This window comes from Cobetia sp. QF-1, assembly GCF_002213105.1.
In the GTDB taxonomy this organism is placed as follows: domain Bacteria; phylum Pseudomonadota; class Gammaproteobacteria; order Pseudomonadales; family Halomonadaceae; genus Cobetia; species Cobetia crustatorum.
Genome location: NZ_NBVS01000001.1, coordinates 145582 through 170975, shown reverse-complemented (window position 1 = coordinate 170975; position 25394 = coordinate 145582). Strand labels below are relative to the sequence as shown.

General features: G+C 55.3%; 26 protein-coding genes. 16 read left to right on the top strand and 10 right to left on the bottom strand.

Annotated features, from left to right (window positions below; genetic code table 11):
- Window positions 1-65: 65 nt before the first annotated feature.
- Window positions 66-305: a late competence development ComFB family protein gene (locus tag CFN46_RS00790; protein ID WP_035159419.1), complete on the bottom strand. Its 240-nt coding sequence runs from the start codon at window positions 303-305 to the stop codon at window positions 66-68.
- Window positions 306-441: 136 nt separating this feature from the next.
- The gene (locus CFN46_RS00785) at window positions 442-2430 is read right to left on the bottom strand and encodes a cation:proton antiporter (protein ID WP_088742449.1); all 1989 of its coding nucleotides are present in this window, start codon (window positions 2428-2430) and stop codon (window positions 442-444) included.
- Window positions 2431-2506: 76 nt separating this feature from the next.
- Here CFN46_RS00785 and CFN46_RS00780 point away from each other — a divergent pair, with 76 nt between their 5' ends.
- Both CFN46_RS00780 and CFN46_RS00775 read left to right on the top strand, forming a co-directional pair.
- Entirely contained in the window at window positions 2507-2872 is a 366-nt protein-coding gene (locus tag CFN46_RS00780) for a YqcC family protein (RefSeq protein ID WP_088742448.1), read from the top strand.
- Between the two features lie 66 nt (window positions 2873-2938).
- Window positions 2939-3439 (top strand): gamma-glutamylcyclotransferase family protein, encoded by a 501-nt coding sequence (locus CFN46_RS00775; RefSeq protein WP_024951712.1) that lies wholly within the window; start codon window positions 2939-2941, stop codon window positions 3437-3439.
- Between the two features lie 104 nt (window positions 3440-3543).
- Here the strand turns inward: CFN46_RS00775 and brnQ are convergent, their stop codons facing one another.
- The 3 genes from brnQ to CFN46_RS00765 all read right to left on the bottom strand — a co-directional run bounded on the left by brnQ (window position 3544) and on the right by CFN46_RS00765 (window position 6524).
- Window positions 3544-4884 carry a branched-chain amino acid transport system II carrier protein gene (gene brnQ, locus CFN46_RS00770; RefSeq protein ID WP_217897767.1) on the bottom strand — a complete coding sequence of 447 codons (1341 nt, stop codon included), beginning with the start codon at window positions 4882-4884 and terminating at the stop codon, window positions 3544-3546.
- A gap of 172 nt (window positions 4885-5056) precedes the next feature.
- Complete coding sequence (locus tag CFN46_RS17680) at window positions 5057-5188, bottom strand: hypothetical protein (protein ID WP_254918368.1); 132 nt, start codon at window positions 5186-5188, stop codon at window positions 5057-5059.
- 25 nt (window positions 5189-5213) lie between these two features.
- Window positions 5214-6524, bottom strand: a complete 1311-nt coding sequence (locus CFN46_RS00765) for a DUF1853 family protein (RefSeq protein WP_088742447.1) — start codon at window positions 6522-6524, stop codon at window positions 5214-5216.
- A gap of 1040 nt (window positions 6525-7564) precedes the next feature.
- On the opposite strand from CFN46_RS00765, the gene CFN46_RS00760 reads away from it, so the two are divergent.
- From CFN46_RS00760 to CFN46_RS00725, 8 genes are all read left to right on the top strand, one after another.
- Complete coding sequence (locus CFN46_RS00760) at window positions 7565-7906, top strand: hypothetical protein (RefSeq protein ID WP_088742446.1); 342 nt, start codon at window positions 7565-7567, stop codon at window positions 7904-7906.
- A gap of 108 nt (window positions 7907-8014) precedes the next feature.
- The gene (locus CFN46_RS00755; RefSeq protein WP_024951708.1) at window positions 8015-8347 is read left to right on the top strand and encodes a hypothetical protein; all 333 of its coding nucleotides are present in this window, start codon (window positions 8015-8017) and stop codon (window positions 8345-8347) included.
- 296 nt (window positions 8348-8643) lie between these two features.
- The gene (locus CFN46_RS00750) at window positions 8644-9414 is read left to right on the top strand and encodes a haloacid dehalogenase type II (RefSeq protein ID WP_024951707.1); all 771 of its coding nucleotides are present in this window, start codon (window positions 8644-8646) and stop codon (window positions 9412-9414) included.
- A 1564-nt stretch (window positions 9415-10978) separates the two neighbouring features.
- Window positions 10979-11320, top strand: coding sequence for a hypothetical protein (locus CFN46_RS00745; protein ID WP_024951706.1), 342 nt, complete (start codon window positions 10979-10981; stop codon window positions 11318-11320).
- 77 nt (window positions 11321-11397) lie between these two features.
- Entirely contained in the window at window positions 11398-11727 is a 330-nt protein-coding gene (locus CFN46_RS00740; RefSeq protein ID WP_024951705.1) for a hypothetical protein, read from the top strand.
- A 52-nt stretch (window positions 11728-11779) separates the two neighbouring features.
- Window positions 11780-12112, top strand: a complete 333-nt coding sequence (locus tag CFN46_RS00735; protein ID WP_024951704.1) for a hypothetical protein — start codon at window positions 11780-11782, stop codon at window positions 12110-12112.
- A gap of 469 nt (window positions 12113-12581) precedes the next feature.
- Window positions 12582-12788: a hypothetical protein gene (locus tag CFN46_RS00730; RefSeq protein ID WP_024951703.1), complete on the top strand. Its 207-nt coding sequence runs from the start codon at window positions 12582-12584 to the stop codon at window positions 12786-12788.
- Between the two features lie 321 nt (window positions 12789-13109).
- Window positions 13110-13793 (top strand): alpha/beta hydrolase, encoded by a 684-nt coding sequence (locus CFN46_RS00725; protein WP_088742445.1) that lies wholly within the window; start codon window positions 13110-13112, stop codon window positions 13791-13793.
- Window positions 13794-13896: 103 nt separating this feature from the next.
- Here CFN46_RS00725 and CFN46_RS00720 read toward each other — a convergent pair whose 3' ends face one another.
- Window positions 13897-14430: a DUF6314 family protein gene (locus CFN46_RS00720; RefSeq protein ID WP_088742444.1), complete on the bottom strand. Its 534-nt coding sequence runs from the start codon at window positions 14428-14430 to the stop codon at window positions 13897-13899.
- Between CFN46_RS00720 and CFN46_RS00715 the strand changes: the two genes are divergently transcribed.
- Window positions 14429-15316 carry a carboxylate/amino acid/amine transporter gene (locus CFN46_RS00715; RefSeq protein WP_088742443.1) on the top strand — a complete coding sequence of 296 codons (888 nt, stop codon included), beginning with the start codon at window positions 14429-14431 and terminating at the stop codon, window positions 15314-15316. The genes CFN46_RS00720 and CFN46_RS00715 overlap by 2 nt on opposite strands.
- Window positions 15317-15370: 54 nt before the next feature.
- Here the strand turns inward: CFN46_RS00715 and CFN46_RS00710 are convergent, their stop codons facing one another.
- Entirely contained in the window at window positions 15371-17011 is a 1641-nt protein-coding gene (locus tag CFN46_RS00710; RefSeq protein WP_088742442.1) for a PLP-dependent aminotransferase family protein, read from the bottom strand.
- A 150-nt stretch (window positions 17012-17161) separates the two neighbouring features.
- Here CFN46_RS00710 and CFN46_RS00705 point away from each other — a divergent pair, with 150 nt between their 5' ends.
- Window positions 17162-18064, top strand: a complete 903-nt coding sequence (locus tag CFN46_RS00705; RefSeq protein ID WP_024951698.1) for a DMT family transporter — start codon at window positions 17162-17164, stop codon at window positions 18062-18064.
- Window positions 18065-18187: 123 nt separating this feature from the next.
- Here the strand turns inward: CFN46_RS00705 and CFN46_RS00700 are convergent, their stop codons facing one another.
- The 3 genes from CFN46_RS00700 to CFN46_RS00690 all read right to left on the bottom strand — a co-directional run bounded on the left by CFN46_RS00700 (window position 18188) and on the right by CFN46_RS00690 (window position 21010).
- On the bottom strand, window positions 18188-18829 hold the full coding sequence (locus CFN46_RS00700; protein WP_088742676.1) for an OmpW family protein: 642 nt from the start codon (window positions 18827-18829) through the stop codon (window positions 18188-18190).
- 391 nt (window positions 18830-19220) lie between these two features.
- Window positions 19221-19814 carry an OmpW family protein gene (locus CFN46_RS00695; protein ID WP_024951696.1) on the bottom strand — a complete coding sequence of 198 codons (594 nt, stop codon included), beginning with the start codon at window positions 19812-19814 and terminating at the stop codon, window positions 19221-19223.
- Window positions 19815-20179: 365 nt separating this feature from the next.
- Window positions 20180-21010, bottom strand: a complete 831-nt coding sequence (locus CFN46_RS00690) for a lipopolysaccharide kinase InaA family protein (protein WP_024951695.1) — start codon at window positions 21008-21010, stop codon at window positions 20180-20182.
- Between the two features lie 472 nt (window positions 21011-21482).
- Here CFN46_RS00690 and CFN46_RS00685 point away from each other — a divergent pair, with 472 nt between their 5' ends.
- From CFN46_RS00685 to CFN46_RS00670, 4 genes are all read left to right on the top strand, one after another.
- The gene (locus tag CFN46_RS00685) at window positions 21483-23099 is read left to right on the top strand and encodes a cytochrome ubiquinol oxidase subunit I (RefSeq protein ID WP_024951694.1); all 1617 of its coding nucleotides are present in this window, start codon (window positions 21483-21485) and stop codon (window positions 23097-23099) included.
- 6 nt (window positions 23100-23105) lie between these two features.
- The gene (cydB, locus tag CFN46_RS00680; RefSeq protein ID WP_024951693.1) at window positions 23106-24239 is read left to right on the top strand and encodes a cytochrome d ubiquinol oxidase subunit II; all 1134 of its coding nucleotides are present in this window, start codon (window positions 23106-23108) and stop codon (window positions 24237-24239) included.
- 127 nt (window positions 24240-24366) lie between these two features.
- Window positions 24367-24468, top strand: a complete 102-nt coding sequence (cydX, locus tag CFN46_RS00675) for a cytochrome bd-I oxidase subunit CydX (RefSeq protein WP_024951692.1) — start codon at window positions 24367-24369, stop codon at window positions 24466-24468.
- Between the two features lie 102 nt (window positions 24469-24570).
- On the top strand, window positions 24571-24873 hold the full coding sequence (locus CFN46_RS00670) for a cyd operon YbgE family protein (protein WP_024951691.1): 303 nt from the start codon (window positions 24571-24573) through the stop codon (window positions 24871-24873).
- The last annotated feature ends 521 nt before the right edge of the window (window positions 24874-25394 follow it).

Here is a 25394-nt window from a genome sequence, read left to right as displayed (position 1 = left end):
GGGCGGCTGCTTTTTCACAGGCATATATCATTGCGCGGTGTCGAAGTGCCATGCATTGTCGACGGCTAGCTGCGGCGAGGCATGGAGCGCACCTTGGCAAAGGCATCCTCCAGCGCTAGTGTGACGCGTTCTTCCAGCAGCTCCTGTTCGGCAGGTGCCATGTAGAAGGCCATATCGACATCGTGGCGGATATAGCGCGGTGCCAGCTGATTGAGCGCGATGCAGGCCACGTCCTCGCGGCTGTCGCCATCCATGCCGATGGCCTCGGGGTGCAGTCGCAGTCGATCAAGCACGAGTTGCTCCATGTAATTGTGAACGCCTGCTGTGGTCGTGTGCCACGAGGGCTCTTGATGAGTTGCGTGCTGTCCGTGCATGAGAAATCCCCCTGCGTGATAAGCAATGCCATGGCTTGCTGCGAGTGGCCTCCTCTCATGGGTGGCGTCAACCAGACAGCAGCCGCGCTTCCGCCTCTTCAATATGATCAGCCAAACCGGATAATACCAGCGTGTCGCCACACGCCAGCAGTAGTGCACCGGTGGGATCCTCAATACATTCACCGTTGGCACGTACTACGCGCGCGATAAGAATGCCGCAATGCTCCGGCAGAATGATTTCATCGAGCCGGCGCTCACAAGCCCAGGCATTGGCGGTCAGGGTCAACGGGTGACGCCTTAACAGAGGGTTGCCGCGCTTGTCGATCAACTGGGACTGCTGACCGTGAAAGTAGCCATGCAGCATGCTGTAGCGCGCTTCACGAGCACTCTGGATCGAGCGCGCGACGCGACGGAAGGGGACCTCGAGATTGACCAACACATGTGATACCAGCATCAGTGAGCCTTCCAGTACCTCGGGAATGACTTCGGTCGCGCCAGCCGCCTTGTAGGTCTCAAGGTCCGCATCATCCTGTGTACGCACCAGTACCTTCAGCTTTTCCAGTTCCAGCGGCTGAATGGCGTGCAGAATGGCCAGGGCATGCGAGAGTTGGTTGACTGTAATCACGACCTGACGCGCGCGCTCGATACCGAGTGCGCGCAGAATATCCTGGCGCTGGGCATCACCGAACACGACCGGCTCGCCTGCGCTGGCGGCCTCATGCACACGGATGGGGTCGGTATCGATGGCGATCCACTCTATTTTCTCCTGTGTCAGAAAGCGGCCAACCGTCTGACCGACCCGCCCGAAGCCACACACGATGACATGGCCGCTCATGGGCGCCGTGGCCGCACTTAGCTCTGCCGTGGTATGCGGGTTTTCCTGTGTGGGAGTGCGCGAGCGACACAGTCGTTGAGTCAGGTAATGGTTGTGGCGAATCAGTGAGGGAGTGACCACCAGAGAACCAATGATGATGGCCACCACCAGCCCGATGGTATCGGTCTCCATCAATTGTTGCTGGCTGGCCAGTGCCAATAACGCGAAGCCAAATTCGCCGCCCTGTGCCAGTACAAGTCCAGTGCGCAGGGAGGAATCCAGTGGCCGACCGGAAAGTTTTGCCAGGCCCGTGATCAACAGCGCCTTGGCTGCCAGCAGACATGCTACGCCGATGACCACCCAGTCCCACTGGGCCAGCAGCACTTGTGGGTCCAGCAGCATGCCAACCGAGACGAAGAACAGGCCCAGCAAGATGTCGCGGAAGGGCCGAATATCGGCTTCGATTTGATGCCGGAAATGGCTTTCACCGAGCATCATGCCCGCCAGGAAGGCCCCCAGCGCCATTGATAGATGCAGGCTATGGGTCAGCCAGGCGGAGAATAGCGCCACCAACAGGGCGGTAAGCACGAACAGTTCTTCAGAGCGTGAGCGTGATATTTCCTGGAAGACCAGCGGCAGTATCCATTTGCCAATCGCCAACATCACGATGACCAACCCGATACCCTTGGCAAGCATGATGCCGAGCTCGCTGAGCAGATGGCTTCCATCTCCCGCCATGGCCGGAATCAGGATAAGGAATAGTAGCGCGGCGAGATCCTGGAATAGCAGCACGCCGACGGCGGCATGGCCGTGCGGGCTATCCAGCTCATTCCAGCGTGCCAGTTCACGCGTCACGATGGCAGTGGAGGAGAGGCCCAGCGCTCCCGCGGTGACAAGAGCTGCCACTGGTGAAAGCCCGAGCGCGTAGCCCAGTGCCCAGAATAGCCCGCTACACACGATGACCTGACAGGCACCGAGTCCGAAGACCGTTGTCTTGAGCGCGCGCATGCGCGGTACCGAGAACTCGAGCCCGAGTGAGAACAACAGAAACACCAGTCCAAACTCCGATAGAAAGGCGAGTTCTTCCGGACGACCTATCAAGCCTGCCAAATGTGGCCCGACGAGAAAGCCGACGGCTAGATAGGCCAGTACTGGAGGCAGATTCAGTCGTCGGAATAGCGCCGCCGCCACGACTGAGGCGCCGAGCAGTATCATCACATCATTGAATACGGTATCTGCCATCCGGCCCTCCTGGCCTTCCACAAGCATCAACGAGATAATAACGTGAACGCACCACGCATGAATTGACGGAGATCGCATGAACCCGACAGAGCAACCGAGAGATGGTGAGATGGCCGGCAATCCCTACGACGAACTACGGGATCTGCTGGTACGTCTAGAAGCGACCATGAAGGCGGCGGATCTGTGGCGCATGGAAACACCGCTACCGGAAGCTTTCATGAGTGTGGAGCCGTTTAGTGTCGATCGTATGGACATGGGGCAATGGTTACGCTTCGTGTTCATCTCTCGACTGTCTGCGCTGATCGATGCGCGCGGCACCTTCCCGGCCAAGTGTGAGATAGCTCCGGCTATTGAAGCCTGGTTGAAGGATGCGCGCCCTGAGCGTCGCGTTGCAGTCACCGAAGTGATTCGTGAGATCGATACGCTGATCACTGAGCACTGAGCACTGAGCACTGAGCACTGAGCACTAAGCACTAAGCACTAAGCACTAAGCACTGGAGAAGTCTACATGGCCTACTACTTCGCCTACGGTAGCAACATGAATGCGGAGCGGGTTTCAGCGCGCATTGGAGATACGCGGCGGGCGCTACTGGGGTGGCTGGAAGGTCATCGGCTGGCGTTTGACAAGGCGTCAAAAGTGGCAGGTATTGCGCATGCCAATGTGCAGCCTGCCGGTGACTCACGTGTCGAAGGCGTCCTCTATGAACTTGCGACGCCAGAGCAGATTGAACTGATGGACCCCTTTGAGGGTCGGCCGCACGAATATGAGCGCTATCTACATCCAATCGAGACCCATGAGGGCGTGATTGAGGCGTGGGTCTATGTGGCATTGCCGGAGCGAACGACTGAAGGTCTCAAACCGGCTCGCGAATACCTTGATCACTTGTTGGGTGGGCAAGGTCTACTGTCACAGGCATATTTTTCACGCTTGGCGGCGGTGGAGGCTGAGCACTCGCTGGATGACGCGACGTTAGCCCAGCTAGGGTTATCGCGCACGACGCCTCGGTAGACTATATTCCAGCGTCATAACGCGATTGGCACCATGAAAAAGCCCACCCCTCATGATGAAGGGTGGGCTTTTTTACGCTCGGATGCAGACCTGGGTCCAAGTGATCAGCTGTTGCGAATCAGCTCCGGGTCCAGGTTTGACTGTTCACGACGACTGGTCAGCAAGCCGATGATCAGGCCCATCAGTGCCGGTGCCAGCCAGCCAAGATTCATGGAGGCCAGTGGCAACAGCGGCTCGATCCTATGCGAGATTGCCATCAAGGTATCGATACCGCTGGCTTCAAAGCCATCCAGCAGGCTGACCAGCAGGGTTAGGCCCAGGCTCCAGGTGAACACGCGTGGTGCATCATGTAAATGTGGACGCAGGTAAGACAGTAGCGTCAGCACCAGCACCAGTGGGTAGAGCGTCACCAGTACCGGAATCGAGATGCTGATCAGTGCTGCGAGCCCAAGATTGGCGATCAGCGCTGAGGCGATGGCCATCACCACGACCAGGGCACGATAGGGCACCGCGGGCAGTAGACGATTGAAAAACTCGCCACAAGAGGTCAAGAGGCCAACGGCAGTCGTGAGGCAGGCCAGCGTGATCACGAGCGCAAGAATCAATTTGCCAGCATCACCAAACAATGCCTCGACATACACCGGGATCAGCTCACCCTTGCCTGCTTCCGTCACCAGCGCGTGACTAGTGGCACCCATGTAGGTCAGCGGCAGATAGACTGCTGCCAGACAGATGGCAGCAATGGCGCCCGCCCATAGCGTATAGCGGGTCACGTCAGCGGTAGCGGTCACGCCGCGTGCCTTGATGGCCGAGACGATCAGGATGCCGAACACCATTGAGGCCAACGCATCCATGGTCAGATAGCCCTGCTGGAAACCGGTCATGAAGGGAGACTCGGCCCACTCAGGGCTGACAGGGCCTAATGGCCCCTGCGGATTGATGATCGTGAAGGTGGCAATCAATGCCAGCAGCGCGATCAATAGCGGCGTCAGCCACTTGCCGACGACATCCATCAGCTTGCCTGGGCTCAGCGCAATCAGTGTCGCGACACCGAAGAAAAGCACTGAATGCAGTGCCAGACCGCTCTGCGGCGTCATGTTGATGAACGGGCGCATACCCATTTCAAACGCGACGGTACCGGTACGCGGAATGGCAAACATCGGTCCGATGGAAAGATAGATGGCCACGCCAAAAGCTGCAGCTGCCCATTTGGGGAGCGGCGAGGTGATCTTGTCGAGCCCACCACCAATCACGGCAACCGCGACGATACCGGCCAGTGGCATGCCAACACCAGTAGCAAGAAAGCCGAGTGCCGCCGGCCAGAATTCAGCACCAGCACCTTGACCCACCTGAGGCGGGAAGATGATGTTGCCTGCACCAAGAAAGAGGGCAAAGGTCATGAAGCCCAGCGCCACAATGTCGAGGCTGGAAAGTCGAGTTTTCAAGATGAAGTCCTGCGGATTCAGCGGATGCGTTGCGGCATACAAGATGTCGTGAAGCCAGCAGTGTGCCGGTAAAACGACAGTATGCCGAGAAGCCGTTGGCCAGCGACAAGGGTGGGTCACCAGCAAGCCCGAGAGCAATGGGGTGGTGTTGCACGCGGATCATATGGCGAGATCATGCGGCGACGGATGTCGAGGCCGTGATCAGACGCGGCGCATTATCGTTGATTTCACGTAGCAAGACAAAGTGCGTACCGCTAGCCGTGGTGTTGCGGTGAGGTACGTAGTACGTATCAGCAATGGCCATCAGTATTGGCGGTCCATCCTCATCGCTATTGCCAGCGTACTTTGTTCACAGGGGGCAATGGCACCTGGTTTGGCCAGTCGTCGGGGACGACAAATACGCGCCATTGATGGCTGACATGAGTGGTGGCAGAGGGAATGACAGAGTGTGAGGTGACCGATGAGATTTCCGGCGTCAGCTCGAGCCATAGCTGGCGAGGGTGCGGTGGTCGTGAGGTGTGCTGCTCGCTCACACAAAAATGTTGATGCAGCCAATCATCCAGTGCGTGCCATGGAACAAGATCCTCTTTCAGTGGCGGCGCTAGCCAGGCAGGCTTTTCTCGCACGATACCTTGCAGACACTGCTGCTCGCGGACAGCCTCATCTGTACTGATCTTGCTCAGTGCAGCACAAAAAGCAGGGAAGTCGCTCAAGTGCACCCACCAGCCTGCCTGCATCGCAGTATCAGGATGACAGCCAGCGGGAGGCGGGAGGTGATCTGCCAGTATCGTCTCTGGCTGCCAGGGGCGAAAGAGACACCCGGGGAGTGCCAGCTGTTGCTGAAGAGGTACTTCAGGCTCGACTTTCTCAAGGCCCGTCTCATCACGTTCAATCTTATCAAGTGCCGCCCTCAAGGTGTGCAGTCCTTTGGGAGTGTGGGCCAGCGGCAGTTGATGATGCAGGCTGCGCTGATACTTGATGGCCAGGCTGTCAGCGCCACCGGGTCCTATCCAGCGTGCTGGGCTATTTACCGCCCCGGGGCCTTCTGGCAATCCGAGATAGAACTTGATTGCGACCTCCAGGTGCGTCGGCGCGCGCTCGCTGCTGGTCTGGTAGATCAGGTCTAGCTCACCCAGCGTAATTTTGGCGTCCTTTATCGCCAGATTACTGATCAGGAGCCGGCTGTCGGGGGCGTGCTTCAGGACAAACTGCCACAGCAGCTCATGATAGCGGCCCAGTCGATAGTGGCGGTGCTCATCAATGGCGCCTTCAAGTATCTGCGGTTGCTGTTCAAGCTCACTCAGCCAGCGATGACGCACGTTGCTATCTGCCAGTCCGAGGCTCGACAAGGACGGGCGTGGATAGGCAGAGATATGCAGCAGGTCCGGTGTACTCAGTAGCCAGGCAATATCTCTGACTAGCGGATGGTGATAAAGCGCGCTCGACGCTCGCAAGTCATGGGTCGCAGCACCAGGGGAGGCCAGCCACTCAGCAACAGAGGACGTGGACGAGCCAGGTGGGGAGTGAGAGGCATGGCCCTGATCAGCTGAGACTTGGGTCGCAGAGGCTTGCTGAGCAAGAGGGCGGTCAACAGCGCTCTCAAGCGCTTCCCTTGCACTATCTGAGGGGATAATGGGCATGTTGCTCAGTGTATCGCAGTGGGGCTGGTGAGGAATATGGCTCACGGCAGCTGCCTTTAGATGTCATCACTCAACGCTTGAGCACGTCGGATACCCATCGAAGAGACGGGTTGCAAAGTCCTAGACTTGATCTGCATCAATCAAGCCATTCAAAACATTACCTTTAACGCATTTAACATTGCTCGCCAAGCAGTCTAATAGCACGCAATGACGCATAATTGATTCTTTTTTAGAATCAATTCAGTTGCCGAGTAGAGGTGTGTCTGCCTATTTTTCGCAGTTCCATCGATGTCGCCGTGTGTGCTCTGCGTGAATGGGCTTGGCAGCAGAAAATTTCCTGTTCACCTGTGCATCACCTTGGCAATGACATCATTTCCTGTGCTTGTGAGAAAATGTCATGTTCTGGTAAGGCTAGCACGCGTAAAACGTACTCCTGATAGCCAGAGTGATTTCATGAATCTCGCTCTCTGAGCACAATATTTTTCCTGAAGAGTGCATGAATACTGGGCTTTGAGTGAAGGTAAAAGAAAAATACGCATTTTTTCGATTTTCTAGCATCCAGTTGTGACGACGTAGCGTATTACTCATCAGCACATGAAGGCACGCCCTGCTGTACGAATCATGTTCGACCAAGGGTGAATGGAGATGTGTTGATTTACACCGAAAGTCGATAGCCTAAAAAGAGGGTGCTGCACGATATTTGGTAGCAAGGAGCAGGAGCTTTTTCGCTGTAAATATTGTACACAAATTATACCTAAGTGTTATTTAAATTGTATTTCAGGCTTGGCCGCTGCATCAAGAAAACACAAGGTGGCTGGAGTGTGATGTGTCAGTGCGTTTCTATTTGGGAAACAGTAGGCTTTCCGTAAAAGGGCTGGTTAGAAAGCGTCATAAATATTAGTCTGTTAATCATTAAGGCACAGCAAGGCCGCCATGGCTTGAAAGGTTTGACCCGGACAGGGGTCAGCAGTATCCGACCTTCACTCTAGGCGCTCACTATTAGCGGAAAACATCCGCATCAAGGGACCAGGAGTCTTCTCATGAAAAACATTTCTCTCACAGCATTGTTCACCACCGTCATTCTCGCTACTGCAAGTACCTCTGCACTGGCCGCCGATGACAGCCCCGTTGCACAGCGTGTCCAGGAGTCATTGAGCAGCCAGCAGATCGTTGGTCAGGCTCAGTCTGCCACTACTCAGCAAGCAGCCTTTGCTGGCACTGGCATGAGCATCGCTGCGAGTCGTGTCGAGCAGTCCCTGAATGCAAACATGATCAAAGGTGAGCGGATGGGGAGCGTGTCCACTTCTCAGGTCTTGGATAATGACAAGGGCAAGAGCGTTGCCGCCACTCGCTTTGAATACGCCTTGAACGACAACGCCTGATGGCAGAAGCGCGATATGCGCACTGCGCGACCGTTCTCGCCGAATGCTGAGCGTGTAAATGTCTGGCTTATGAAGAGCTGCAAGACCTAATTTTCCCGGAGATATCTCATGAAACTCATCAATACCTTGATTGCTACCGCCGCACTTTCCATCGCCACCACGGGTATTGCTGCCGCTGATAGCGTTGCCGATGCCCAGGTGCGCTCCACGCTGAGCGAGCAAACCATCAATGGACAGGTGCAAGTTGCTGCCACCCAACAGGCCACCTTTGCTGATACCGGCATGAGCGTTGCCGCAGGTCGTGTTGAGCAATTGTTGAGTACTGACATGATCAAGGGCGAGCGCCGCCAGCGAGTATCTGATGTCCAGAGTTTCACTAATGATGCCGGCAAGAGTGTCTCTGCTACTCGCGTACAGCATGCACTTGAAACAAGTGTCTAATTTGTTGATTGACTAATCTAAATAAATATCATGTGACATGATGCTTATTGTTATACCGATTACCATTGTCATGGTGAATGCTGGGTATCTTTTTAGAGCCAATATGACCAGTGGAAATGATTATATGATAGCTGTTGAGTAAATAACGATTTTCGCGTGTAGTGATGATAAATGTTACTCAGTCTCTAGTAAGTGATTGATTTAAATGGCATCATGGCTCACGTATTTTAAACGAAATCATATGCTGAAGTTTTGTATATGACACTCCGAGCTAAACTGATACTGGAATTCCTGTTATGCCAATCTTGAAATCACTGAAGACATTGACATGTTCTTTGCTCCTCGGTGCGAGTCTTGTTTCCGGCTATGCGATGGCCAGCGATGCTGTTGATAAGCCCAAGGTACTTATCTTTGATGTCAATGAAACATTGCTTGACCTGACGTCCATGCGCAGTTCCGTGGGTGATGCGCTGGGTGGTAGAGAAGATCTGCTCCCGTTGTGGTTCTCCACCATGTTGCATTATTCCCTGGTCGATACCGTAACCAAGGATTATCACGATTTTGGTCAGATCGGCGTTGCTTCATTGCTGATTGTCGCCCAAAACAACGATATCGAGCTCACAGGCGAGCAAGCCAAGAAGGCTATCATCACGCCATTGTTGACGCTGCCGCCGCATGCTGACGTCAAGGAAGGTCTGGCGGAGCTGAAGGCACAGGGATACAAGATCGTCAGTCTGACCAACTCTTCGAACAAGGCTGTCAAAGCCCAGTTCGAAAGCGCCGGCTTGCTGTCGTATTTTGATGAGCGTTACAGCATTGAAGATATCAAGATATATAAGCCTGATCTGCGCTCTTATGAGTGGGTGCTTGAAAAACTCAATGTAAAGCCAGAAGAAGCAATGATGGTGGCGGCGCACGGTTGGGATGTAGCGGGTGCCAAGGAAGCTGGTTTACAAACGACCTTTATTGCTCGTCCTGGCAAAGCGCTTTATCCGCTGGCCAAGCAGCCGGATCACGTCGTGAAAGATTTACATGAACTGGCTGATATATTAGGTAAGAGCGAATAATCACCGCGTACAATGTGTTTGTATTCGGTAATTAATCAAGACGCATCTTCAAGTGAGATATCGTTCTCTGCATGATGATGTGTCGCTGGCCCTGGTCGTCTTGAGAGTCAGGCGGTCGGGGTCAGTGAGAGCTGGCTTCATAGTCGTCGTATGAACATGATGTCGCGTGTACGTGAAGTGGTATAAGCGCGAGGCAGCGCATGAGGGAAAGACGCCTTCATGCATGCTTGCGGTATTTGATCCTTTCTCTCGTCGGTAGAATCTTCACGCAAGGGCGTTATGCTCTGTGCTCATGATGCCTTATGCGCGCTCGATCTGCCGCCTCCTTTCTTGAGTGTTTTCCTGTCTTGAATGTCACTGTCTCGATATTCATTGCCCGCTACTGGCGGGTTTTTTTGTGCCTATCGATAAGTGCGGTAGGCCTGCCTATCAGCCTTTTGCTTAGCTATCCCCTCGTAATGCTGCCATCTGAGTTCCGTCGATAGCTCCTATAAGCGAGTGGATAGAAGGATGGGTAGTGAATCAATGGGCAGTGATGGATGAGTCGCTAGACAGTCGAGGCTATCGATATCGCAAAGCATCTCCGTGACATCTTGGGTGAGGGGTTCTTGCCTGCAACGGTAGCGGTATAGGTGAAACTTTATTCTCAACCTATTGAAAACATTGTATTTAGTGAAGGGTTTGCAGTTCGCTGACTGTTCGAGGTCAGTGCAGGGAGCAGCATTGATTCATGGTTGGAACCAATGCTGTGCCTGAGGGAGAGTATTTCTCAGTACATGATGCGTTCACAATGCGTGTCATCGAGGAGGCGGGGCAGGTGCCTGCCTCAGTGCTTTAGCCAACAGAAAATGTTGGATCATCTGAAGGCCGCCCTGTCAATGTAGTCATTTTTCGTAGTACCCGGTGGCTGTCCCGTTCTAGCAAGGCTTGTACGCGGAAAACAGTATTTCATTAGCATAATCGTGCATATGAGCTGAGGCTGGTTGGCACATTTTTTTGCTGATGTGTGCATTAATTATGGTCTTAAGATGCGCAATAGAGAAAAAAACGCATTTTTCCGATTTGTTGGCATCCAGCTTGGACACTGTGGCGTATTACTCATCAGAACATGAAGACACACACGCAGCATGAATCATGTTCGACCAAGGTGGTGGATGAGGCGTGATGGTTTACTCCGAAAGTCGATGGTATGGGGGCGGGGTGCCGTGCAGTATACGGCGGTATTCGTCAGCAGAAGCCAGGCATCGCTTCATCAGCATGGTTGTACGTGAGTTGTCTTAAGGTGTGATTTTAGTGGTATGTCACGCTCGGTCAGCAGATCGTCAGAACGCTGGGCAAACGAAGGAGAGTTTGCAAGTGTGTTTCTCTCAGGGAAACAGTGAGCTGCCAGTGGGATGGCTAGTTAGAAAGCGGATTAAAGATTAGTCTGTTAATCATCGAAGCACAGCAAGATCGCCAGAGTTTGAATGATTCGACCCGGACAGGGGTCAGCAGTATCCGATCTTCACTCTGAGCACTCACTATCAGCGGAAAGCATCCGCATAAAAGGACCAGGAGTCTTCTCATGAAAAACGTATCCCTCAAAGCGCTGTTCGCTACTGTTATTCTCGCTGCAGCAAGTACCTCTGCACTCGCTGCTGATGACAGCCCTGCTGCCCAGCGTGTTCAGGAAGCCGTGAGCAGTCATCAGATCATCGGTCAGTCGCAGTCCCCTGCTACTGGTCAGCAGAGCTTCTCCGAAACAGGCATGAGCGTTGCCGCTGGACGCGTTGAGCAGTCCTTGAACGCGCAGAGCCTCAAGGGCAGCAGCACTGCTTCACTGACCAGCGCTAATCCGGTGGTCAATGATCAAGGTAAAAGCGTTGCTGCCAGCCGTGTTCAGCAGAGCCTCAGCGATAACGCGTGATCTTCCAAGGCGTGATGAATCGCGCTAGATCATGCAAGCAACGTATATCGACATCTAACCCGTTTTGGAGAATCCCCATGAAAACATTGAATACCTTCATCGCCGCTGCTGCTCTGTCTATTGCTGCCACCGGTGTCGCTTCTGCCGATAGCGTTGCAGATCTTCAAGTACGTGACGCCTTGAGTGAGCAAGCTATCCAAGGTCAGGCACAGCCTGCCAGCACCCAGCAGATCGTTGTGGAAAGTGGCAAGAGTGTTGCTGCCAGCCGTGTTGAGCAGTCTCTGAGCGCTGACATGGTCAAGGGTGAGCACATGAATACTGTATCCACTTCCCAGGCCCTGGCTAACGACAAGGGCAAGAGTGTTGCAGCAACTCGCTTTGAAGATGCACTGAACGACAACGCCTGATATCAGACAACATGTCTGAATATTTAAAGACCTCAATTCTTGGAGATATCTCATGAAACTTATCAATACTGTTATTGCTACCGCTGCTCTTTCCATTGCTGCCACAGGTATTGCTGCAGCAGATAGCGTTACCGACGCCCAGGTGCGTGCTTCACTGACCGAACATGTCATCAATGGTCAGGCCCAGCCGGCCGCCATGCAGCAGGCAAGTTTTGCTGATACCGGCATGAGTGTTGCTGCAGGTCGAGTCGTACAGTCTCTGAACGGAGATATGATCAAGGGTGAGCGTTCTCAGTTGGTTTCTGATTCCCAGAACTTTGATAACGATGCCGGCAAGAGTTTCTCTGCAACACGTGTACAGCATGCCCTCAGCGAAAGTGTCTGAAGTCTCGTTGACATGATATTGCTGAAAGGATGATGCGTTTTCGAGAAATATGCGGAGTCCCCAGTGCCCACTGATTTTTAGTATTCGACACCATCCAGCACTCTATAGCGTCAGATATCCGACAGTGTGTGTAAGCACTTGATACAAGAAAGTCGTGCCGTCGCAAGAGCCTTACATGTTGACATAGATAAGGAAGCTGCCCGATGTGCAAGCCCGGAATTCTGTCAGTCGTAAGTCGCTTGATTTGACCGCCGTATCCCTATCGGTGGTCAGTATAAAACTCGTTATCTGCATTCATTGTCTTTCTTGTTCTTCTCGTGCCTCTACTATTCATTACATCTTTTATACTGGGTGATCGACAGTCATCATGGATTTCATGAATGGCTATGGTTTATTCAGAATGAGCCGGATGATTATGAATAAGCGTATTCGGCACTACATTCGATAATTCATTAAGGAGAACTGCATCATGATCAAATCATTCATGACTCACGGCTTGACAGCCCTTGCTCTCGCCACCAGTGGCCTTGCCGTTGCAGATGTTCAATCTGAAGATGGGCAGCATTACCAAAAGACAGAACAGCGCTATGCTGCTCACTCGGATATAACGATTGCCAGTCGGGGTAATGTATTATCTGAAAGCGCCAGCCGCAGCGATAAAGGTGCGCATCGCTAGAGTATCTCGTATTCGGATCTCCGTCGTGTTTGTCTAGCATCATGGCAACATCTTCCAATGACTGTGATCGTCAAGGGATATCCACGATACTGGTAGAACGCTTGAGTAAGTGCTTTGTTTGCCACATTGCCTCCTTGGTCTTGGTGGCGACAACAGAACCCTTTCTCAAACGCTTTCCTGTCCTGGATGTCGCTGTCCCGATATTCATTGCCCGCCACTTGTTGGTGGGTTTTTTTATCTCTGTCAGTCAGGCGGGTGGCATCCGCTAGCGTCAGTGATAGGCTTGGCGGCGTTTATGTCTATCCATGACAGGAGTTAATGATGAGTGACGCTTCACGGCAGCATGGCCACCGCGCACCTCAGGTGATTGAGCCTCAAGGGCAGGTGGATTCCTGTGTTATCTGGCTGCATGGATTGGGTGCAGATGGCAGCGACTTCGTGCCGGTCGTACCAGCACTTGGCCTTTCGGCTGGCCATGGTGTGCGCTTTGTCTTCCCGCATGCTCGCGAACTAGCGGTTACCGTCAATGGTGGCATGCGCATGCCTGCCTGGTACGACATCCTTGAGATGAATCTCGGACGTCGTGTCGAGGAGTCGCAATTGCGTGAGTCAGCAGCCTACGTGCATGCGCTGATTGAAGAGCAGATTGCGCAGGGTATCGAGAGTCGCCGTATCATTCTGGCAGGCTTCTCTCAAGGTGGCGCAGTGGTCTACGAAGCGGCATTGAGTTGCGAGAAACCGTTGGGCGGGTTGTTGGCGCTATCTACCTACTTCGCGACCAGCGCAACGCTTCAACCTTCGGCCGCGAATCAAGGATTGGCCATCAGCGTGCATCACGGCACTCAGGATGACGTCGTGCCGCTCTCACTGGGAGAGGCGGGTGCTGAGAGTGCGCGTGCACTAGGGCACCCGGTTGAATGGCAGACCTGGCCGATGGCCCATGCCGTCTGTCTGGAGGAGATCGAGGCGATCGGTGAGTGGTTCATGGCGCGTCTGAAAGGTTAGCAATTTGGCAATAGCGTCAGTCGACTGACGGGCACGTAAGCAAAGAGGCCACTGACGGAGTGATTCGTCGGTGGCCTCTTTGTATCTGCGTTATCGGTCGCCCTCAGCAGCGGTATTGATAGGCGAGGGATTCATCCTTGCGCGGGCCAGTGATGCGCCACTTCAAGAGAAAGCCCGTAGCGTTGCCCCTGGTGTCGCGCTCGATGACCAGTGTTGCGGCATACAGATCATCAATGCACAGATGGGCCTCACGACTGGTGAAGTGATCCGGTCCTTTTGCGTCATCATTGATCAGGTCGAACAGGAATACTGCCGCATCACGCCCCCGTCGTTCATGGCTGAGTGCAAGGGCATCGCCGGTCGGGGAGAGCTGCCAGCGATAGCGATTGTTGAAGGTGACACTGCTGGGTTGCCCTTCCAGCGTAAACTGGCCCTGCTCGATGAATACCAGGTCGTCTGCGCCATGATTGACGGGTTCTGATTGCACTTCCACCGTTCCGATACCGCGCCCTGACCAGGCATTGCGGGATTCAGGCCCCGAATGCGACGAAAAATTCAGCTGGCGAATCTGCGCGAGCAGCGTGTAGAGGGTTACAATAGGTGTCAACTTCTTCTGGCTACCGGGTTTACTCGTCATGTCTTACCTGATTGGTGTCACGGCCCTCTGGGCCTTCTCGTTTTCCTTGATCGGCGTCTATCTGTCCGGTCAGGTTGATAGCTATCTGGCCGTGCTGACGCGTATTCTGCTGGCCTGTCTCATTTTTGTGCCCTTCCTGCGACCGCGTGCCATCTCTGCGCGGATTCGTTGGCAGCTGATGGCGATTGGCGCGATCCAGCTTGGCCTGATGTATATCTTCTTCTATCGCTCCTTCCTGCTGTTGCCGGTGCCGGAAGTGCTGCTGTTCACCATCTTCACGCCCATCTACATCACCTTGCTGGATGACCTGATGCAACGGCGATTGTCGCCATTCTACCTGCTGACCGCCGTGATTGCGGTGATCGGTGCGGCGATCATTCGTTATGACGGCATTAGTGATGGCTTCTGGCTGGGATTCGCGGTCGTGCAGGGCGCCAATCTGTGTTTCGCCATCGGCCAGGTAGCTTATCGCCAACTGTCACCGCAGTTGCCGAAGGATGTCGCACATCGTCATGTGTTCGGCTGGTTCTATCTAGGAGCGCTGGCGTTGGTCATCGTGATGTTCCTGCTGTTTGGGAGTACTGAAAAACTGCCGTCACAGCCGGTTCATTTCGTGGTGCTCGGCTGGCTGGGTATTGTCGCATCTGGTCTGGGTTACTTCCTGTGGAACAAGGGGGCGACGCGCGTTGATGCGGGGTCTCTGGCGATCATGAATAACGCATTGGTGCCAGCTGGCTTGCTGGTCAACCTGTTGATCTGGAACCGTGATGCCGACCTTGCGCGCCTGGCGCTGGGCGGGGCGGTCATCGTGGCGGCGCTTGCGATCAATCAGTTGTGGGCACGTAAGCGTGAACAGAGATTGCGCGTTACGGCCACCACTGGCTAAGCGCATCCGGATGCCGCGTTAGTGGACAGGCTTGAGCATCAGGCAGAGCTAGTGTCAGGTGTCAGATAGCGTCAGGTGAGAGAGGGCATACTTCAGATGCGTCGTCAGACGTTGGAGTGTGCCCTTTTTTTCAGCGGATGGTCGGTCATCAAGTTGCGCTGCATTGAGGCGAAGCCCGGCGCTGCTGGCATTGAATAGACTGCCGGGCAGTGTCGCGATGCCCGCAAGCAATAGTGTGTGATAGAGCTGCTCCAGTTGCTCGGCCGTCAGTCCCGGCAGACCACACCACTGTAGATAGCCACCACTTGCTGGCGGTAGCCAGACCTGTTCGCCCAGCTCGCTACGCAGGTGTTCGCGCAGCATCTCGAGACGTCGTGCATAGCAGCGCCGCATGCGGTGTACGTGGCGGCCATAATCTCCACTCGCAATCAGCTCGCTCAAGGCCGCATGCATCCACGGCATGTCGCCCATGCCACTCGCCCAGCGTGCGCGAATCATGCGCTGCATGCCCAGCGGAGAGGCGTCGTCAGGCTCGGATAGCCACAGCCATCCGCAACGGGTACGCGGATCAAGTGTCTTGGAGAGCGAGCAGAGTGTGATCAGCGCCGGCATTCCACTTTCGGTTTCAGTTCCTCGTTCAGCTTCAGCCCCTGAAGAATGGTGTTGCTTGAGGTCTGTCAGCCACGGGCGCCGGGTGTCAAAGCTCAGTTCAGCAAAGGTCGCGTTCTCGATCAGCATGATGCCGTGACGTGCCGCCAATGACAGCAGGTGCTGGCGGTCTGCCAGGCTCAACTGTCCGCCTAGCGGGTTATGGCCATCGGGTGTCACGATCAGGGCATCCAGTGTGAGCCGGAAGTTGTCGCACGAGGCGGCTTCGAGCAGAGGGCTTGCTGACCGGTCACTGTCCAGCATCAGCGCAAGCGCCTCAACATCCAGCCCGCTATGGGCGTGTGTTGGCAGAGCGATGGCCTGATGACCATTGGCCTCGATGGCGGCCAGTACGCCGAAATAGCCCGGCGCCTCAACCCCGATACGGCAGCGCCCGTGGTGCGCGCGCAGCTGCCCAAGGATGAGTGACATTCCTTGCTGTGCACCCTGGCAGATCAGCAAGGCATCGCTATGGCAGGGGTGGCCGCTGGTGGTTAGGTGATGTGCAATCGCTTCTCGCAAGGCACTTGAGCCAGGGGGTAGGGCATAGGCGCTGGGATGCTCGTCGTGATGACTGAGATGTTGACGTGCAAGTCGATAGAGTCGCCGTACGGCAGGGGCATCAAGCTCCGGATGTGCAGCACCAAGCGGTGCCAGTGTCGGATCGCTGGCATGTGCCATGGCCTGCCATGCTGGATCACTGATCGTCAGTGTCGATACGGTGTTCGGAATGCTGCCTTTTACATCGCTTTGCGTAGTATTTGCGCGGCTAGTCCGCGTCACGTGTTGAGGCGCTGGGGGAGCATTCTTGTCTGATTGAGCGACGCGATAGCCAGTGCGCGGGTGGGCAATGATGAGTCCAGCGGCTTCCAGTTCACCATAGGCACGAATGACACTGTTGAGCCCCAGTCCTGTCTGCGCTGCTTGCCGGCGTAAGGAAGGCAGGCGTTGTCCTGCTATAAGGTCACCGTCGTGAATCTGATCTCTCAGGTTCTCGGCCAGTTGCTGATAGCGTGGTTGCTGACGATAGTGCTGGCTCTCGCTCATGTTGTTCTGTACCTGTCGAATCACCCATTATCTGTATCTTGTATCCCCTGCGGCATTCGCTGCAAGCTGTCGTCAATGATGGGCGATTAACCATGAACGGTATCTTGCCTTTTTCGCCATTCCTCTAGGTAGTGATCGGGAGTCTGCGTGATGTGGATGCCACTGTCGTTTGTGTTGCTCTTCTCGACCGGCTTTATTGCCGCGCGCTTTGGCACGCTGGATGCCGAGCCCTTTACGCTCTTGCTGGTACGCAGTCTGGTGGTCTTGCCGGTGCTGGGCGCGATCCTTCTGTTGCGCCGCCAGCCGCGGCAATGGGGGCGGCGTCAGGACCGATTCGCACAGTCAGGTATTGGCATGTTGCTGCATGGTGCCTATCTCGGCGGGGTGTTCGCTGCAGTGAAAGCGGGGTTGCCAGCCGGCTTGACGGCACTATTGGTCAGTCTACATCCGTTGATTACGGCGGCACTGTCGCTACCAATGTTTGGCGTACGGCTGGGTGGGCGTCAATGGTTGGGCTTGGCGCTGGGCGCGATCGGCGTCTGTCTAGTGCTCGGAGCCGGTCTGCTGAATGATGAGGCTGGAGAGTCTGTTGATTGGCCACTGATTGGGCTGGCCTGGTGTCTCGTGGCGCTCGTGGGGGTTTCGAGCTCCACGCTGTGGCAGAAGCGAGTGGGCGGGCGAATGGGGTTGGTTGAAGGATTGATATTTCAGTATCTCGGAGCGGGTGGTGTCTTTGTCGTGGCGGCGAGCAGTGTCGGCAGCTTCGCCTTTGACCCGACGCCGCGCTTGCTTTTGACCATTGCCTGGCTGGTGATCGCTATCTCGGTCGGTGCGATCTGGCTACTGATGCTGATGCTGGAGCGTGGCGAGGCACATCAGGTCGCGCGTACCTTCTTTCTGGTGCCGCCCTGTGCGGCGCTGATGGCATGGTGGCTATTTGATGAGCAGTGGAGCCCATTGATGGTGGCGGGCGCAGCTCTAGTGGTGGCAGGTTTGGCGCTGGATCGCCCACAGGCAGTGAAGTCACCGGTGGCGCCACAAGTGCCACGTTAGATTTTGGTCATCAGCTGGCTTCCAAGGCTTGAAGCATCAGCGCCCCGCCGGCCATTCTCGAGGCCAGCGGGGCGCTGTCGTCTGATATGGGTGCTGTGTGCCACGTACTGTGTGCCGGGACGATCAGAAGCGGTAGCTGATGCCGGCCATGGTCACGATGGGGTCAATCTCGACCTTGTCATGGATGCTGCCAGCGACGGTAACGTCGGAATCAATATCCAGATACCAGACGGCGACGTTGGCGGCCCAGTGCTCGTTGATCACCAGATCAGCGCCGATCTGGGCGGCTGCCCCCCAATTATCATCCATCTCGAGCTTAGTACCGTCGTCGAGAGTTTCATCAGAAAAGTGGGTGTAGTTAATACCGGCGCCGATATAAGGCTGAATACGTGACTGGCTTCCACCGAGCGGATAGTACTGCAGGGTCAGTGTCGGCGGCAGGTGATCCACAGAGCCGGCCTTTTCGCCATTCAGTGAGATGTCATGCTCGAAGTTCTGTGCGGCCAGCAGCTCTATCCCGAGGGTATCCGTGAAGCGATATCCCAGTGTGAAGGCAAACGCGCTGTCATCACCGACATCAACATCGGCGTCAATGGCATCAATGCGGCCGTTATCGCTGGTGGGTGACACCTTGGCAACGCCGATGCGGGTCCAGAACTGATCCGCTCCGTAATTGAGCGAACTTGCCTGTTGCTCAGCAGCTACCGCAGGGGTGGCAACAAGACCTGTCAGGCTTGCAAGTGTCGCCAAACCTAGCAAGCGCATTGTGCGCTGACGGCGCTGCTGTGCTCGGGAAACGAGGTGGGGCTCAGAAGAGGTGAGGGGCTTGATGGCTGGCATGATCGCTCCCGAATGGCTGGCTTGAGAAAGAATGAGCCGTCAGTCTAGAGAGAGAGGAAAGTAAAAAGTTGATCTGAGACAAGGGTTTGCGAGCACGTCTAACAAGACATATATACGTTTGATACAGGTCAGTTTTCGCAAGCGACATGTGAAATATGTCGAGGACGCGCTTGCTGTAAGTCATTGAAACACACATACGAAAACGCCGCAGACCTGAAAGGTCTGCGGCGTTTCTACGAGAGCTTGATAAGACTTTACGGATCAACCGTCTAGCGTATCGCCATCTCGCTGCTTACCTAAGTACGTAACGATGTACTTAGAAGCGGTAGGTCACACCGGCGCCGACGGTAACCGGATCCAGTTCGGTGTCGTTGACATCCTGACCGTTGATCTTGGTGTCAGCCTTGACGTCGGCATAACGAGCGAAGCCGTTGACTGCCCAGGATTCGTTGACCTTCAGATCCACACCCAGCTCGGCAGCAGCGCCGTAGCTGTCGTCGATGTCCATGCTCTGTCCGTAAGCGGATTCGCTGGAGAAGTGGGTGTAGTTCAGGCCAGCACCAGCATACGGCTGGATGCGAGCATCAGTGCCGCCCAGCGGGTAGTACTGAAGCATCAGATTGATCGGCATCTGGCTGAAGTTGCCTTCGCCATTTTCGAAATCGGTGCTGAATTCTTCAGTGGACTGCAGGGCAACTGCCAGCTTGTCGTGGAACATGTAGCCCACGGAACCGGCGAAGCCAGATTCGTCCTTGGCTACCAGGCCATTGCCGTTGTTGGACTTGCCGTCAACCTTGGCAACACCACCGCGCAGGAAGATATCACCCTTGCCATAGGCCATTGCAGATTGTGCGCCCATTGCCATGGTGCCAGCGATAACAGTAGCGGTCAGGATCTTGATAGCGTTCATATGTAATTCTCCTAGAAGCATTAGCCTCGTGGGCTTCCTGTCAGCAGTGCCTCGCTATCGTATGGCCTTGGCCGGGTACTCTGCGTGGCTGCGTCGATCAGGGGACGAGACGAACTATAAGAAACACTGTTCTGTTTGGCAAGCATTTTTTTAGAACAATGTTTGAAAACATTTATAGCGTCTTGTTAGCGGATGTTACCGATTATTTCAGTAAACGTGAATGTCTCGAGGCTGAGACTCCAAATGGCGCTGTTGGGAGACATCCGTGTTCATGTTTCTGACAGGTTAATGAGACCTTGGTATTAAGAGGTCTGTGGCGTGAGCGCATACTACACAGTGTGTGTTCACGCCACCAAGGTGCTGATTCAGTGACGCTTGCGTTGGCTGCGCAACTCGAGCTGATTCAGCCAGCGGCTGATCTCTGTTGACTGAGGGGCGGTGTCGCAATATATCGCCAGAAATTGACGCCAATCGTCTTGCTGCCAGTGTGTGAGGCGCCTCCACAGTACATAGAGGTCACGTAGGCACTCATGGCGGCGCAGCACGAAACGCCGCGTCTTCTCGAGGTCGATGATCACGGCGTCCATCTGCTGATTGGCATCAGAGGATGTTTCCAGGCGATTAAGGAAGAGGTGCTTGGGGAACAGGCAGCCATGCATCATCCCGGCTTGATGTATCTGACGCACCAGGCGAGCACTGGCAGTGATGATTTGCTTGCGACGCGCGCTATCCAGCTCCGGCCAGCGTGCGTGCCAAGTATCCAGATCATCGCGACCGGTCAGATCAAAGGTGATCAGGATGGCGCGCCAGTGCTTACCCTGCTTGCGCTCACCGTACCAACCAGCCTCTACCGCAGGGATGCCTAGCGAGTGATAGCGGCGAATCGCGCGCCATTCACGTGAAAAGGTAGGCTCTCCCCAAGGACGGACTATGCTACGTGCCAAGTGGTTGGTTTGACGTTTGAGGTATAGCCGGTGTGTTTGGCCATCTTCATCCTTCAGCGTCAGCAGCGAGACCGTCGAGACGCCACCGCGTTCACGGTTGGGGATATCGACGTCCTCTGCTGCCACTTGCCAGAGGCGTTCGAAGCTATTGAGCTCATGGTGTACCAACAACTTGGCAAGCGCAGGTTCACAGTAATCGGCATGCCCGCGCGGTGCATTTGCACTGGGGCTGAGAGCGGGAAGTTGAGTCATGGAAAGTGTTCACGAGCCAGGAAGACAATGAGTTGGAGGGATGGCATTCCCTGCGCTCCTCCAACAATGAAGCGTCATCATAGTTAGCCTGCTGGAGAAGGGGTAGTCAGCGGCAGGGCAAAGTTGAGTTGCTGGCGGGTAAAACCTCACGCAGGAGTGTGGTCGATAGTCGCAGTCGCACTATCACTGGGGCGACGAGTCTCCAGTCGAAAAAATGGATGGTCGCCAGCATTCATGCGGCCTGTGGCCATGCAGGGCCCCTGTGTGTGCGAGATCTGCACTCCCTGCGCCCCTCGCTGCGACAACCTGCCATCTGGAGCGCTGCGCAGGAGCGGTGAAAATGGTGGTCAAGGTTCTAGCACCTGTGTGCTTGCCGGCGAGGGACGGGCCTGACGCCATTCTCCCGTCTTCGGTGGCAAGCGCATGCAGTGACGGCAGTTTGACCGTCCGCCTTATCGCAAAGGGGTAAGACATGATCTCCGATACCGTTGTGGAGTTGTCACGGTTCCAGTTTGGCATGACCGTGCTCTATCACTTCCTGTTCGTACCATTGACCATTGGCATGGCGTTCCTGCTGGCCATCATGGAATCCCTGTATGTCATGACCGGTAAGCAGGTCTATCAGGACATGACGAAGTTCTGGGGCAAGTTATTTGGCATCAACTTTGCGCTTGGCGTGGCCACGGGCCTGACGATGGAGTTCCAGTTCGGTACCAACTGGGCTTACTACTCGCATTATGTAGGTGACATCTTTGGAGCACCCTTGGCTATTGAGGGGCTGGTGGCCTTCTTCCTGGAATCCACCTTTGTCGGCCTATTCTTCTTCGGCTGGGACCGTCTGACCAAGCGTCAGCACCTGCTGGTGACCTGGCTGGTCGCATTTGGCTCCAACTTCTCTGCGTTGTGGATCTTGATTGCCAACGGCTGGATGCAGAATCCGGTCGGCGCGGAATTCAACTTCGAAACCATGCGCATGGAGCTGACCAGCTTCTCTGAGGTGGTCTTCAATCCGGTCGCCCAGGCCAAGTTCGTTCACACCGTGTCAGCAGGCTATGTCACTGGCGCCATGTTCGTGCTCGGTATCAGCGCCTTCTATCTGCTGAAAGGGCGTGATCTCGGCTTTGCCAAGCGCAGCTTCGCCATCGCCGCCGCCTTTGGTCTCTTCTCGGTGGCCTCCGTCATCGTGTTGGGCGATGAGTCCGGTTACGAGGTTGGTGACGTGCAGAAGGCCAAGATGGCGGCTATTGAAGCGATGTGGGAGACCGAGCCAGCACCTGCCTCCTTCACGCTGATTGGTCTGCCGGATGAGGAGACCCAGCACACCGACTACGGCATTCATATCCCGTACGTGATGGGGTTGATTGGCACACGCTCACTGGATACTGAAATACCGGGAATCAAGGAGCTCAAGGCTGAGCACCGCGTGCGTATCATCAATGGCATGAAGGCTTATGACCTACTCGAACAGCTGCGTAGCGGCCAGGATGATATCGCGACCCGTAAAGCCTTCGATGCCGTCAAGAATGATCTGGGTTACGGCATGCTGCTCAAGCGTTACGTCGAGACGCCGTCTGATGCGACACTTGAGATGATTGACAAGGCGACTGATGACTCCATTCCGTCCGTCGCGCCGCTATTCTTCTCTTTCCGCATCATGGTGGCGTGTGGCATGGCCATGCTGTTGATCTTCATCGGTGCCGTCTGGATGACCGCCAAGCACCGATTCGACGTGCGTCCCTTCCTGTGGATCTGCCTGTTATCGATTCCGCTGCCGTTCATCGCCGCAGAAACTGGCTGGTTCGTCGCGGAGTTTGGCCGTCAGCCGTGGGCAGTCGGGGAAATCCTGCCGACCTTCATGGCAGCTTCCAGTCTGGAAGAGTCTGACCTGTGGTGGTCCATCGGGGGCTTCATCGTCTTCTATAGCGTGTTCTTCGTGATCGAGATGTGGCTGATGTTCCACTTCGCACGCAAGGGACCGTCCTCGCTGCATACCGGTCGCTATCACTTCGAGCGCGATGGCATGAGCAACGGTGCCGTGGCGGAAGATGATGGCATGTCTCTCAATCCTTCGCCGTCATTCAAGGAGTAATGGACCATGTGGGATTATGAAATCCTCAAGCTGTTCTGGTGGGTGGCGGTAGGCCTGCTGCTGATCGGCTTTGTCATCACCGATGGCATGGACATGGGCGCAGCGATGCTGATGCCGTTGGTCAGCCGCAGTGACAGTGAGCGCCGTGTGGTGATCAATACGCTTGCGCCGCATTGGGATGGCAACCAGGTCTGGTTGGTGACAGCCATCGGGGCAGTGTTCGCCGTCTGGCCGGTGGTGTACGGCGCTGTATTCTCCAGCTTCTATTTCGCGATGCTGACCATTCTATTCTCACTGTTCTTCCGCCCGCTGGGCTTTGACTATCGCTCCAAGCTCGAGAGCACCCAGTGGCGCGCTTGGTGGGACCGCGGCATCGTGGCGGGTAGCTTGATTCCGACCATGTTCTTTGGACTCATCTTCGGCAACCTGTTGCAGGGTATTCCGCTGGAAGTCGATCAGTATATGCGTGCCAGCTATACCGGAAGTTATCTGGGCTTGTTCAATCCGTTCGCACTGCTATGTGCTGCGCTGTCGATCAGCATGGTGATGCTGCATGGTGGTACCTGGCTGGTCGCACGCGCCGATGATGTCATCGCGGCACGCAGTGCGCGTCTGGTGCAGCCATTGGGACTGTTGACACTGGGCCTGTTCGGGCTGGGCGGTCTGTGGGTGTGGTTGTCAGGCATGGGCTACGGAATCGAGCAGATGGGCGATACCGGTAGCGCACTCCAGTTGCTCGATAAGCAGGTCGGGCCGGGTAGCTGGCTGGACGTTTACAGCAAAGAGCCGCTGACACTGCTGGCACCTGCCAGTGCCGTCGTGGGCGTACTGGCAGCGATGCTGCTGGCAGCCAAGCGCAAGGGCGGCGCAGCCTTTACGGCAAGCTCCCTGGGCACTGGTGGCGTCGTGGCCACTGCAGGCATCAGCATGTTCCCGTTCATCGTGCCGTCCTCGCGCATGGGAGAGGCCAGCCTTACGCTGTGGGATGCGGTCTCCAGCGAGCTGACACTCTCCATCGTCACCGTAGCAGGGGTGGTGATGGTGCCGACCATCATCCTCTATACCACCTGGTGCTACGTGAAGATGTGGCGTCGTGTGACGGTCGATCATATCGACTCGAGCGGGCATAGCCTTTATTGAGCCGTTGTCGCTCGAGTTGAACACTGAGCCACTCTCAGCTGGCAGCCCTTGACGGGGCTGCCAGGCACGAGAAAACATCCTGACAGGTAACAGGCGAGGGCAGTTCCCTCGCCGGGAGGCAACGATCATGTGGTATTTCGCCTGGATTCTCGGTGTACTGCTGGCCTGCTTTGCGGGCATCATCAATGCATTATGGCTTGAGCAGACCCATACCTTTGACGATGATTGAGTAACATGTCGTCTAGCGGCATGCTTGAAGAAGAGGGCATGCCGCCGTCATGCTGATCACCGCTTTGCGGTGACTCGGCCACAAGACAAGGGAGAGCGTACGATGTCACGACCCTGGTATGAATCACGCCCTCCGGCCTGGAGCCGTACACGCCCGGCGCATCTAGCCTCGCTGATACTGGCCTCGCTCGTCGCGGTCTGGATGTTACTAGGCCCCGATGCCATCGCCTCAATGGCGACCGGGCCGCGCTACGTGATGCTACTGATAGCGTTATGGGGGCTGGGCGCTGGCTTCACGCATGGTGTCGGGCTGGTGCCTCATCATCCGCATCGCGCCTGGTTGCTGGGGGCTCCACTGAGTTGGTGCCTGCTCATCATCACGCTGATTGCACTCAGCATGAGCTGATACACGTCACATCCTTGCTGAATGTGGAACATTGATGTGACAGCTCGCTCGTATTCCCTTGGAGATACAAAGGGCTGTCCATGTGATGGCCCTTTGTATCTCTGCTGTTTACTGTCAGTGGTCTGCCTGCTCGCTACTGCCAAAGTATAAATATCGCTTTACTTGAACTGATCTCTCGCCCTATAACGCCTGTGGTTTATGTGCCATCCCTGCTGATGACAATGCGGTCATGCGATGCAGCTGACATTGTAATTACGGGGGGCGTCCCCACCTTTTGATAGCAACCTCTTTGTCAGATTGATGGCAATACCTCTGGCAGGCATCTTTCATGACGCGCTTTTTTATGGCATGTCTTTACTGATCAAACTTTATTGAATGAGCGCGAGCTCGATGCAGGGGGGGGGACGGTGGCTGCGTAGATAATCTGCCAATAGAGACTGAGAAGAGGCGCCTTCGAGAGAGACTGGAAATAGTGGTTCGTTAACGCCTGATCCGTGCTGAGAGCGATATATCATGGGTCA